Source organism: Ezakiella massiliensis, from assembly GCF_059862345.1.
In genome coordinates this window covers 215,745-228,624 of the sequence record NZ_JCBCEO010000003.1, presented here as the reverse complement: position 1 = coordinate 228,624, position 12,880 = coordinate 215,745, and the positions used below count along the sequence as shown (strand labels likewise).

Sequence of the window (12,880 nt, the reverse complement as noted above, 5' to 3'; positions counted from 1 at the left end):
TCACCTCTAATAAATATCTGTAAGATCATTTTCAAATAAAACTACATCGCCAGGCGATAAAATTTCGCCCAAGAGCTTGGTCGCATCATCCAAATTATCAACACTATAATTCTTGTGGTCGACAACTTGAGTCGCTTCAACTCCCCTATGAACATCGTCTGCAATTTTTTTGCCAACTAAAATCGAAATGTCAGTCATCTTGGCAATTTCCTCGCCCAGTTTAAAGTTCTCGGTTTCTTGCAAGTCACCGAGTTCAACCATGCCAGGTGTGACAATAATTTTTTTGCCGCCTTCAAAAAGATTTAAAACCTCAAGTGCAGCCCTAGCTCCATCTGGATTCGAATTAAATGCGTCATCAATTACAATGGCTCCGCCTGGATTTTTGATAATATTTAGCCTGTGCTCAACTTGTTCTAAGTTTGCAATGGCCTTTATAATGTCTTCCTTTTGCATGCCAACTTCAATAGCAGCTTGGGTTGCCATTATTATATTTAAAATATTGTGCCTGCCCAAAAGCTTTGTATGGGCTTCCATTGGCCCGTCGGCAAAATTGATATCAAAAACCGTACCGTTTTCATTTATAGTTTTAATTGTAGCTGTCAGATCACCATTATCAATGCCAACCTTGTAGCAGTCCAGGTTTCTTCTGTTGGCTTCATCTAAGACCAACTCACTATCTGCATTTACAATTATGGCTTTGTTTTTCAGGCCATCTGCAAGTTCAAACTTCGTCTTAATAATATTTTCAATAGAGCCAAAAGTTTCCAAATGGCAGGGACCGATATTTGTAATAATACCTATATCTGGGAAGACAAGGTCAACTAACTCCTTGATTTCTCCAGTATACCTGGCCCCCATTTCAGCAATGAAAATTTGGTGACTTTCGTTTAATTCGTTGTTGATAATCTTGGATAGGCCCATTGGTGTGTTAAAACTCGATGGCGAACTGTAAACTCTTTTATGATTAGACAAGATTTGTGCCAAAATCGTCTTGGTAGAAGTCTTGCCGTAAGAACCAGTAATAGCGATAACAGTTAGACCATTTATTTTCAGGTCTTTGATTTTATCTTGAGCCATCTTGTAAAACTTATTATTAACCCTTTTTTCATGGGGATTAATAATATAGAGGGCCAACATCATTATCCTTGATTGATAAAAATAAAGTAAAATTGCTACAAATATAATCAGTGAAATATAAAGGACGTAGGCCATTGAATCCATCTTTACAAAGAATGAAATCGATAGCAAGGCAAGCAAGATAACAGCATTTATAATAGTATTTGTTATTAAGAGCCTCTTGGCCCTATCAGTGTAGACCAGAGGCTTTTTAGAATCGCTCATCTTGGTCTTGTCTTTGGAAAAAGAATAGGCCTTGTCCCTATTACTTGCTATCCACTCCTTGTATTCAGATGGAATATAGCCAAGTTGTTGGACCATTTGCAAAAAATATGTGCTTCTAATATACAAAAGAATATTAAATAGTCCAACCAATAATATTATCAAAATTACTTGTAAAGTTTCAAACATCTAATCCTCCAAAAATGGTTCTACCACATTTCTAAATCCTATTATATCATCTAAGTAAGAGTAATGTCCACCGTCAAGAACCTCCAGCTTGCAAGAAGCAATCTTCTCTTCCATCATCTGGCCCATCCAAAGTGGTGTGTCCATATCATTCTTACCCCATATGGCAAGAGTTGGAACATCAATTTTTTCTAGCTTTTCTGTTAAGTCTTCGTTTACAACCCTAACCAAAATCTTTCTCATAAGGCCGTCTGCACTCTTATAATCAGCTGACCCGTGTTTTTTGTAAAACTTTTCCAGATTTTTTTCGCCCTTAAATAAGACATAAAGCTTTTTCATAAATTTAAAATATCTGATTCTAAATTTGCTTTTAAAGTCTAGTGGTGCTTTGATCCCAGATGCGTCAATCAAGACTAGTTTTTTAATTGGATGAGATGGCCTAGATGCGATTTCAATCCCACACTTGCCCCCGTAAGAGTGACCAAGATAAAAAACATTGGTTAAATTTAATTGGTCCATAAATTTTAAAATTATATCCGCATAATCGCTCGTGCCTATGACATCTTTGGGCTGATCACTTTTATCATGTCCGGGAAGAGCCATGGCTATAACCCTATATTTATGTTTGAGGGAATTTATAACGGGTTTCATGGCGGCAATTGAAGCCCCCCAACCATGGACGACAAAGGCAACTTGGTCGCAATTTGCATTCTCCTCTTCATAATAAATTTTTATACCATCAATATCTATATACATAGTCACCTCATCTTAAATATGTAAGTATAATTTAAAAGGGGTGGCTGCCCACCCCTTCAAATTATTTTAAAATTAATCCGCCGATTTTCACAAATAATGGTGCAAATACAAGGCTGACGATTGTCATAAGTTTGATTAGAATGTTTAGTGAAGGTCCTGATGTGTCTTTGAATGGGTCACCTACTGTGTCTCCAGTAACAGCAGCTTTGTGAGCTGGGCTACCTTTTCCACCGTGAACGCCTGATTCAATATATTTTTTAGCATTATCCCATGCGCCACCAGCATTTGACATGAAGATAGCCATGAGTACACCTGTTACAAGTCCACCAGCAAGTAGACCGCCAAGTGCTTCTGTGCCAAGTAGAACACCTACTAAAATTGGTGTAAGAACTGCCATTAGTCCAGGAATAATCATTTCCTTTAGAGCAGCGCCTGTTGAAATTTCAACACACTTACCATATTCTGGTTTGCCTGTTCCTTCCATAATTCCAGGAATTTCTCTAAATTGACGTCTTACTTCTTCAATCATTTGGTTAGCAGCCTTACCAACAGCTTCCATAGTCATAGCACTGAATAGGAATGGTAGCATACCACCGATGAATAAACCAGCAATTGTTGATGGTTTTGTAAGGTCAATAGATTCTAGAGCAACAGCTTGAGTATAGCTTGAGAAAAGTGCAAGTGCAGTTAGAGCGGCACTTCCGATAGCAAAACCCTTACCAACAGCTGCAGTTGTGTTACCAACAGCATCAAGTGTATCTGTAATTTCTCTAACACTTTCTGGAAGTTCAGCCATTTCAGCAATACCACCAGCATTATCAGCGATTGGACCATAAGCGTCAACAGCAATTGTCATAGCTGAGTTTGCAAGCATACCAACAGCTGCAAGAGAAATACCAAATAATCCTAGCTTTGGATCTGTCATTCCACCAGCAAGGTAGAAAGCAACGATAATACCAATAGCAATTGTAATAATTGGAACAGCAGTAGACATCATACCTACTGATAAACCAGAGATAATATTTGTAGATTCACCTGTTTCTGATTCTTCAGCAATCTTTTGAACAGGAGCATATTTTTCTGAAGTGAAGTATTCTGTAATCTTAGCGATAATCAAACCAACTGCTAAACCTGCTACAGTAGCGATAAATGGTTTTGTGCTACCAATAATATTTGCTGATAGGAAATATGAAGCCACAACTGTAATAATTGAACCTACAAGTGTACCTGAGTTTAGTGCTTTTTGTGGGTCTTTATCACCCTTAACAAACAGAGTACCTAGAATACTTGCAATTAAACCAACTGATGCAAGAGCAGCTACAAATAGAACGCCCTTGTCTTCATAAGCAAAATATCCAAGTGTAAATGCTGAAATAATAGCACCAACATATGATTCAAATAAGTCAGCTCCCATACCTGCAACGTCACCAACATTATCTCCTACGTTATCAGCGATAACAGCAGGGTTTCTTGGGTCGTCTTCTGGGATACCAGCTTCAACCTTACCAACAAGGTCTGCACCAACGTCTGCAGCTTTGGTATAGATACCACCACCAACTCTAGCAAATAGAGCGATTGATGAAGCACCAAAACCAAAACCTGTAATGATATTAAATACATCTGCGTGGTCTTTAAAAATTAAATAAAATACTGTTGTTCCTAATAAACCAAGACCAACAACACACATACCCATTACAGTTCCGCCTGAGAAAGCTACGCTAAGAGCCTTGCTCATTCCATCTGTGTTGGCTGCATTTGCAGTTCTAACATTAGCCTTTGTAGCAACCTTCATACCAATAAGTCCAGCTAATACTGAGAAAATTGCACCAACTATAAAGCAAATAGCTGTTAGCCAGTCAATTGCAAGACCAAGTATTACAAAAACTGCAACAACAAATATCGCCATTGAACGATATTCCCTTTTTAAAAATGCCATAGCACCTTCGGAAATGTAGGTTGATAATTCATCCATTCTAGCATTTCCAACTGGTTGCTTTTTAATAAAAGAAGCTTTTATTAAAGCATATACCAGTCCTAGCACCGCTACTACCGGTGCACAATACAAAATATAATCCACTTTGTCCTCCTAAAAATATTATTTTCGACTAAAAAACTGATAGCAAAAATGCAGTTACAAAAAATACTGCAGCTGCTACAATAGTCATTCTCTTTAATGTTGCGTCACGGGATACTCCGCGATCTTTACCCCACAATGCTTCTGGTGCAACCCCCATAATTACTGAGCTTTGGTCGCTACCTTCTTGTACCATCATGAGTGTGATTAAAGCAATTGAACTAATAAGTACAAGTGCATAAAGTACATACATCATATTACACCTCCATCTAATCTATAACAGATTAATTCTAACATAAAAGAATGTTTTTTTCAAGCATTAAAAGCCCTATTTAAACAAAAAAATGCCCCTAAAAAGAGGCATCTAATTTATTTTAAAATATACCCATTAAAGCTGAGCTTATTGCGTTTTCAATAAATTTTGTTATCATTACTCCCAGAATGATAAAATATATCATAGCAATATAAACCTTAATTCTCTTTCCAAAATTGTCATTAAACATAATATCAAAAAGAGCCATATTGTATTGAATGAAAGATAGACCTAGGAGCAATAAAGGAAAATCTGGATGACTATTAAAGTAAGGGATTAAACCTAAGAAAAGTGCCAACAACAAAAATGGTGCACAAATTACAGTTTTATTGGCAAGACCGTTTATAAATTTCTTGATATCCCCATTTCCCAAGTAATTCATCAATGCTATTAGGCCTGTAGAAACAGCAAATGCAAAGAAGCCAAAAGTAAACAAGCCTGAATTTGCAATTAATATAAAGAAATAAATAACAATAATTATCCCAAGAGTAATTAATGAATATTTAAAATTATCATCTGCTTGCTCAAAATTTTGGTTAAGTAATCTCTTTTTAAACCAAGCAAAGAAATTACTAAAATCGATATTTACTTTAGTATGACCTTGGTAGTTGTTTACGTTCCCACGGTTATCTGCTTGATTTTCTCCGCCAACTTCTTCAAAGGCAGCTCCGCATTTGTTGCAAAACTTTGCACTGTCATCAACTATGTTGTTGCAGTTTTTACATACTTTCATATTATCCTCCTTGTTTATAACATAAATGTTACTTTCATTTTATTTAATAATAGCACATTATGATATAAAATTCAACAAAAAAGAGAGGGCATGCCCTCTCTGATTTAAAAGTTTTCGTTTTCTTGTCTTTGAAGTTCTTTTAGAATTTCATTCATTGGCAAGTCGCCAAGGATTTGTGGTTCTTCTTTTTCAACGACAGGTTTTTCCTCAAGTTTTTTCTTTAGAGGATCGTCATCTGATAGAGGAACATCAATGTTTAGATATCTCTTGACGCCTGTACCTGCAGGAATTGTCATACCGATAATTACATTTTCTTTGAGTCCTAGTAAGTGGTCTTCCTTGCCCTTGATTGCTGCATCAGCCAAGATTCTTGTGGTTTCTTGGAATGATGCTGCTGACAAGAATGAATCTGTAGCCAAAGCTGCCTTTGTAATTCCCAGTAAAACTCTCTTTGCACTTGCAGGAGTTTTGCCTGCAGCTTCTAATTCAGCATTTACTGCTTTGAAGTCTGTAATTCCAACCAAGGTGCCAGGTATAAAGTCTGAGTCACCTGCGCTTTCGATTCTAACCTTTGAAAGCATTTGTCTCATAATAATTTCAACGTGCTTGTCGTTAATATCAACACCTGACATCCTGTAAGCCCTTTGAACTTCTTTTACTATATAAGATTCAACGCCTTGAACACCCTTAACCTTAAAGATTTCGTGTGGGTTAATTGAACCTTCTGTTAGAGGATCACCGGCCTTAATTTCTTGGCCATCCTTAACTTTAATCCTTGAACCAAACACGATTGGGTAGATTTCAGTTGCGTCTTTATTTTCAACAACAACTTCCCTCTTCTTGTCTGATTCAACAATAGTAACCTTACCGTCGATTTCAGATATAACTGCGACCCCTTTTGGCTTTCTGGCTTCAAAGAGTTCTTCAACACGTGGCAAACCTTGAGTAATATCTTCTGCCTTAGCAACACCACCTGTGTGGAAGGTTCTCATTGTAAGCTGTGTACCAGGTTCACCGATAGATTGAGCGGCGATAATACCAACTGCTTCACCGATGTCTACTTCCCTACCATTTGCCAAGTTCTTGCCGTAGCACTTTCTGCATACGCCGTGTCTTGCATTACAGTGGAGAACAGATCTAACCTTTACGCTTTCAAAACCAAGATTTTGGATCTTTGTTGCTATATCTTCTGAAATCAATTCATCTTTTGAACAGATCAATTCGCCTGTATTAGGATCAACTATATCTTCAAATGGATATCTGCCTTCGAGTCTGTCTTTGAGTTCTTCAATGACTTCATTGCCATCTTTAAAAGCTGAAATTTCCAGATAATCTGTTGTACCACAATCTTCTTCACGAACGATAACATCTTGGCTGACGTCAACGAGTCTCCTGGTCAAGTAACCTGAGTCTGCAGTCTTAAGAGCAGTATCTGATAGACCCTTTCTGGATCCGTGGCTTGATAAGAAAAATTCGAGAACGCTGAGGCCTTCACGGAAGTTTGACTTAATAGGAATTTCTACAGTCTTACCTGTTGATGAAGCCATCAGACCACGCATACCACCCAGCTGACGAATTTGGTTCTTGGAACCACGAGCACCTGATGTAGCCATGATATAAATATTATTATCATGATCAAGCGATTCCATAAGTGCATCTGTAACTTCGTCTGTTGAGTCGTTCCAAATGTTAATTACATGTTCGTATCTTTCTTCTTCACTAATCAAACCTTTTCTAAAGGCCTTTTCGTATTTATCAACTTCTTTTTGTGACTTATCCAAAATCTCTTGCTTGTTTTTTGGAACAACAACGTCTTGCATTGAGATTGAAATTGCACCAATAGTTGAGTAATAGTAACCCATGGATTTAATATTATCCAAAAGCTCTGCAGTTATATTATTGCCATATTTATCATAGCATCTTTCGATAATCCGACCTAAGGTCTTCTTGTCGACTGTTTTATCTATTTCAAGTGAGAACTTATCCTTTTCCCTATCTACAAATCCAAGATTTTGTGGGATTTTTTGGTTAAAGACAAATCTACCAGCAGTTGATTCTACAATTTTGTGTGAACCATCATCTAGAGTTACTCTTACCTTAACCCTATCTTGAAGTTTGATTTGTTTGGTATCAAAGGCCAGCATCATTTCATCGAAGTCTTTAAAGGTATGAATATTTTCTTGTTCGTATGTTGCGTCCATGGTTAAATAGTAGCAACCCAAAACCATATCTTGAGATGGAACTGTAATTGGTTTACCATCTTTTGGAGCCAAGATATTGTTTGTTGAAAGCATGAGTAGCCTTGCTTCAGCTTGAGCTTCTACTGATAATGGAAGGTGAACAGCCATTTGGTCACCGTCGAAGTCAGCATTGTATGGCGTACATACTAGCGGATGAAGTTTGATTGCCTTGCCCTCTACAAGAATAGGTTCAAATGCTTGAATCCCTAGCCTATGAAGTGTAGGTGCACGGTTTAAAAGAACTGGATGATCTTTAATTACTTTTTCCAATTCATCCCAAACTTCTGGCTCCATCCTATCAATCATGCGTTTTGCATTTTTAATATTATGAGCCTTGCCATTTGCAACAAGCTCATGCATAACATGAGGTTTGAAAAGTTCAAGAGCCATGTTTTTAGGAATACCGCATTGGTAGAATTTTAAATCTGGACCAACAACGATAACTGAACGGCCTGAATAGTCAACACGCTTACCAAGTAAGTTTTGACGGAACCTACCTTGCTTACCCTTTAAGAGATCGTTCAAACTCTTAAGTGGCCTGTTGCCTGCGCCTGTAACAGCTCTGCCGCGTCTACCGTTATCGATAAGGGCATCTACTGATTCTTGGAGCATCCTCTTTTCGTTTCTAACTATAATTTCAGGAGCGCCCAATTCAAGTAGTCTCTTTAGACGGTTGTTTCTATTTATAACCCTACGATACAAATCATTCAAGTCAGAAGTTGCAAATCTACCACCATCTAATTCAACCATAGGTCTAAGATCTGGTGGAATAACTGGGAGAGCATCCAAAATCATCCATTCTGGACGGTTGCCGCTCAGTCTAAATGCTTCTACAACTTCCAGCCTTCTGATAAGTCTGACGCGTTTTTGTCCTGTGGCATCTTCCAACTCTTTTTTAATTTCCTTTGAAATTGCTTCTGTATCAACTTCTTGTAAAAGTTCCTTGATAGCTTCAGCACCCATTCCTGCTCTAAATTCGTTTGGATACTCGCTTTGCATTTGTTGATATTCAGCTTCGGTGAGCAAATCCTTCTTCAGAAGTGGTGTATTGCCCGGATCAATTACAATATAGCTGGCAAAGTACAGAACTTTTTCCAAGGCACGAGGACTAATATCAAGTATAAGTCCCATCCTTGAAGGAATTCCCTTGAAATACCAAATGTGTGAGCAAGGGCAAGCGAGTTCAATGTGGCCCATTCTTTCACGACGGACTTTAGCCTTTGTAACTTCAACGCCGCAACGATCACAAACTACACCCTTGTATCTGATCCTTTTGTATTTCCCACAATGACATTCCCAGTCCTTTGTAGGTCCGAAGATTCTTTCGCAGAAAAGTCCTTCCTTTTCTGGCTTTAAGGTACGGTAGTTGATGGTTTCGGGTTTTTTAACCTCACCATAAGACCACGACCTAATCATCTCGGGAGATGCTAAACCAATTTTAATTGATTCAAAATTTTCATTTTCGTACATATAAAATCCCCCTATTCTTCATTAAACTCTATGTCGTCGTATTCTTCGTCTTCTAAGCTTTCAGTCTCTCTCAAATTATCGAGGCTGTATTCCCCTTCTTCGTTGACATCGTTTTCATCGTAGTCAATTCCAAGAGTGCTCATTTCTTTTGTAATTGAATTTAAGTCTGATGGTTCGTCTTCCAAGTCATCCTTAAGTTCAACTTCATTTTTATTTTCATCTAAGACTTTGACATCAAGTGCCAAAGATTGTAGTTCTTTAATCAAAACTTTGAAGGATTCAGGTACTCCTGGCTTAGGAATATTTTCACCCTTAACAATTGCTTCATAAGTCTTTACACGACCAACGATGTCGTCTGACTTAACTGTGAGCATTTCTTGAAGGACATGGCTGGCGCCGTAACCTTCGAGGGCCCAAACTTCCATTTCACCGAATCTTTGTCCACCAAACTGTGCCTTACCTCCAAGAGGTTGTTGAGTAACCAGTGAGTATGGACCAGTTGAACGAGCGTGAATCTTTTCATCGACCATGTGGTGGAGTTTAAGCATGTACATGTAGCCGACTGTTGCAGGGTTATCAAATTCTTCCCCAGTTCTACCGTCTCTTAGCTTAATCATACCACTTCTTGGATAACCAGCTTCGTCCAGTGCTTTCATAATGTCTTCTTCATTAGCCCCATCAAAAACAGGTGTTGCAATATGAAGACCAAGCTTCTTGGCTGCAAGTCCCAAGTGAACTTCCAATACTTGTCCCAGGTTCATACGTGAAGGAATACCTTGAGGATTTAATACGATTTGAATAGGTGTACCGTCTGGTAGGAATGGCATGTCCTCTTCAGGTAAAATTCTGGAGATAACACCCTTGTTACCGTGACGACCGCACATCTTGTCCCCAACCATAATCTTTCTCTTGGTTGCGACATAAACCCTAACAGTTCTGTTTACTCCTGGTGGCAGCTCGTCTCCAGCAGCCCTTGTGTAGCTGCGAACGTCAACTACGATACCAGTTTCACCATGAGGAACCTTTAGAGATGTATCTCTAACTTCCCTGGCTTTTTCACCGAAAATTGCCCTTAAGAGCCTTTCTTCAGGAACGAGTTCAGTTTCCCCCTTAGGTGTAACCTTACCGACCAAAATATCTCCACTTGTAACTTCAGCACCGACTCTAATAATACCTTCTTCGTCAAGGTCTTTTAGCATATCGTCGCCAACGTTTGGAATATCTCTGGTAATTTCTTCTGGTCCTAATTTTGTATCGCGTGAATCAATTTCGTACTCTTCAATGTGAACTGAAGTAAATACGTCATCAACTACCAATTTTTCATTAATTAGAATAGCGTCTTCGTAGTTATAGCCTTCCCAAGTCATAAAGGCAATCAAAATATTTTTACCAATAGCCATTTCACCCATATCAGTAGATGGACCATCAGCTATAACATCGCCCTTCTTTACCTTTTCTCCTTCTGCTACAATCGGTCTTTGGTTGATTGTAGTTCCAGAGTTAGACCTTCTAAATTTGTCTAATTCATAGGTATCTGTTTTCTTATTTTTATTCTTAATAACAATTGTCTTTGCATCAACGGATTCAACGACACCGTCTTCCTTAGCTACAACTACAACGCCTGAATCAACAGCGGCCTTGTATTCAATACCTGTGCCGATTACAGGAGCTTCAGTTGTAATTAGTGGAACTGCTTGACGTTGCATGTTTGCACCCATCAGCGCACGGTTAGCGTCGTCGTTTTCTAGGAAAGGAATTGAAGCTGTACCAACAGCTACAATCTGCCTTGGTGAAACGTCCATGTAATCGATATCTTCGCGTTTAAATACGTCGATTGCACCCTTGATTCCTCTGGCAACAATTCTGTCATTTACAAATCTATTGTCCTTGTCAAGCTCTTCATTTGATTGAGCGATAATCATCTTGTCTTCAACATCTGCCATCAGGTAATCGATTTCATCTGTTACAATTCCCTCAGGCTTCTTAACCTTTCTATAAGGAGCTTCGATAAAACCGTATTCATTGATGCGAGCAAAAGTCGTAAGTGATGTCATCAGACCAATGTTTGGTCCTTCAGGTGTTTCAATCGGACACATCCTGCCATAGTGGGAGTTGTGAACGTCACGAACTTCAAAGCCTGCCCTATCTCTGGATAAACCACCAGGTCCTAGAGCTGACATCTTTCTCTTGTGAGTGAGTTCTGATAGAGGGTTGGTTTGGTCCATGAATTGTGAGAGCTGTGAAGAACCAAAGAATTCTTTCATAGCTGCTACAACAGGTCTTATATTGATAAGAGCTTGTGGTGTGGCGTAATCCATATCTTGGATAGTCATACGTTCTCTTACAACTCTTTCCATCCTGGCAAGACCAATTCTAAATTGGTTTTGTAAAAGCTCACCAACTGATCTAATGCGTCTATTGCCAAGGTGGTCAATATCATCTACAAAACCGAAGTCATCAAAAAGCAAGCAGGCATAGTTTACGGCTGCAATAACGTCTTGAACTTCGATATGTTTTGGATAGAGCATTCTGATATTTTTCCTAACAGCATCTTCCAAATCTTCCTTGGTCTTGATTGATTCATCAGCAAGTAGGGCTTCCATTACAGGATAGTTAACTTTTTCCTTTACGCCCAAAGCTTCCAGGTCAACCCTATCTTTATATACGTTAACATCGACAAAGTGGTTGCCGACAACCTTTAATTCTTTGCCATTATGCATAATATAGCAGAAGTTAATTCCTGCATCTTCTATTTTTTTAGCTTTTTCAAAGTCAAGAGCTTCTCCTGCTTCGAATAAAATTTCTCCAGTGTTTAAATCCACGACATCTCTAGCGAGATTGCATCCTTTAATCCTATTGGCAAGTCCCAACTTTTTGTTGAAAGTGTATCTTCCAACCTTGGCTAAGTCGTACCTCTTGTAATCAAAGAACATATTGTACAAGAGACTTGTTGCAGATTCCTCTGTAGCTGGTTCACCAGGTCTCAATTTTTTATAAATTTCAAGGACAGCGTCAGACTTGTTTTCAGCAACGTCTTTTTCCAAAGTCTTTCTGAGCACTTCAAAATCGCCGACAGCTTCGATGATATCCTCATCAGTCTCGACTTCAAAAGCTCTTAATAAAGTTGTAATAGGAACCTTCCTGGTCCTATCGACCCTTACGCTAAGTGTCCCAGTTGTATCGGTTTCAAATTCCAGCCATGCACCCCTGTTAGGAATCATTTGTCCTGAAATTAAAACATTACCATTCTTGTCAAATTCGCTGGAAAAATAAGCACCAGGGCTCCTTACCAATTGGCTAACGATAACACGTTCAGCCCCGTTAATGATAAATGAACCTGTATCAGTCATTATAGGAATGTCACCCATAAAGACCTCTTGCTCTTTAACTTCTCCAGTTTCTTTGTTAATTAGCCTAACCTTTGCTCTTAGACCTGCAGAGTAGCTGGCATCTCTAAGCCTAGCTTCAGTTTGTGAATACTTAAACTCATCATCAATCTTGTAGTCCACAAACTCCAAAATAAGATTTCCTGCATAGTCTTCGATTGGACTAATATCTTGAAAAACTTCCTTAATTCCTTCTTCTAAAAACCATTTAAAAGAAGAAGTTTGAACCTCTAGTAAATCAGGTAAGTCTAAAGCTTCCTGAATTCTAGAATAACTCATCCTTGTTCTCTTGCCGTATTTAACAGGATGTACCATATGAACCTCACCTCTCAACAAAAACATATCAAAAAGACAACTCTTTAAGATTAACTCGTCGCGGACATC

7 protein-coding genes are annotated in these 12,880 nt (G+C 38.5%); all 7 read right to left on the bottom strand.

Annotated features, from left to right (window positions below):
* Positions 1–6: 6 nt before the first annotated feature.
* Positions 7–1,527 carry a UDP-N-acetylmuramoyl-tripeptide--D-alanyl-D-alanine ligase gene (locus tag AC6FXG_RS05885; RefSeq protein WP_500571924.1) on the bottom strand — a complete coding sequence of 507 codons (1,521 nt, stop codon included), beginning with the start codon at positions 1,525–1,527 and terminating at the stop codon, positions 7–9.
* Positions 1,528–2,280 (bottom strand): alpha/beta fold hydrolase, encoded by a 753-nt coding sequence (locus tag AC6FXG_RS05880; RefSeq protein ID WP_500571923.1) that lies wholly within the window; start codon positions 2,278–2,280, stop codon positions 1,528–1,530.
* A 61-nt stretch (positions 2,281–2,341) separates the two neighbouring features.
* Positions 2,342–4,357: a sodium-translocating pyrophosphatase gene (locus AC6FXG_RS05875; protein WP_500571922.1), complete on the bottom strand. Its 2,016-nt coding sequence runs from the start codon at positions 4,355–4,357 to the stop codon at positions 2,342–2,344.
* Positions 4,358–4,385: 28 nt separating this feature from the next.
* Positions 4,386–4,610 carry a preprotein translocase subunit SecG gene (gene secG, locus AC6FXG_RS05870; protein ID WP_296255447.1) on the bottom strand — a complete coding sequence of 75 codons (225 nt, stop codon included), beginning with the start codon at positions 4,608–4,610 and terminating at the stop codon, positions 4,386–4,388.
* A 118-nt stretch (positions 4,611–4,728) separates the two neighbouring features.
* Positions 4,729–5,400, bottom strand: a complete 672-nt coding sequence (locus tag AC6FXG_RS05865) for a zinc-ribbon domain-containing protein (protein WP_500571921.1) — start codon at positions 5,398–5,400, stop codon at positions 4,729–4,731.
* 104 nt (positions 5,401–5,504) lie between these two features.
* Positions 5,505–9,110, bottom strand: coding sequence for a DNA-directed RNA polymerase subunit beta' (gene rpoC, locus AC6FXG_RS05860; protein WP_500571920.1), 3,606 nt, complete (start codon positions 9,108–9,110; stop codon positions 5,505–5,507).
* An 11-nt stretch (positions 9,111–9,121) separates the two neighbouring features.
* Positions 9,122–12,811: a DNA-directed RNA polymerase subunit beta gene (gene rpoB, locus AC6FXG_RS05855; protein WP_500571919.1), complete on the bottom strand. Its 3,690-nt coding sequence runs from the start codon at positions 12,809–12,811 to the stop codon at positions 9,122–9,124.
* Between the last annotated feature and the right edge of the window lie 69 nt (positions 12,812–12,880).

Bases quoted from the DNA above. Each gene is read 5' to 3' on its own strand.
- AC6FXG_RS05885 (WP_500571924.1), bottom strand. From the start codon at position 1,527: ATGTTTGAAACTTTACAAGTAATTTTGATAATATTATTGGTTGGACTA.
- AC6FXG_RS05880 (WP_500571923.1), bottom strand. From the start codon at position 2,280: ATGTATATAGATATTGATGGTATAAAAATTTATTATGAAGAGGAGAAT.
- secG (WP_296255447.1), bottom strand. From the start codon at position 4,610: ATGATGTATGTACTTTATGCACTTGTACTTATTAGTTCAATTGCTTTA.
- AC6FXG_RS05865 (WP_500571921.1), bottom strand. From the start codon at position 5,400: ATGAAAGTATGTAAAAACTGCAACAACATAGTTGATGACAGTGCAAAG.
- rpoC (WP_500571920.1), bottom strand. From the start codon at position 9,110: ATGTACGAAAATGAAAATTTTGAATCAATTAAAATTGGTTTAGCATCT.
- rpoB (WP_500571919.1), bottom strand. From the start codon at position 12,811: ATGGTACATCCTGTTAAATACGGCAAGAGAACAAGGATGAGTTATTCT.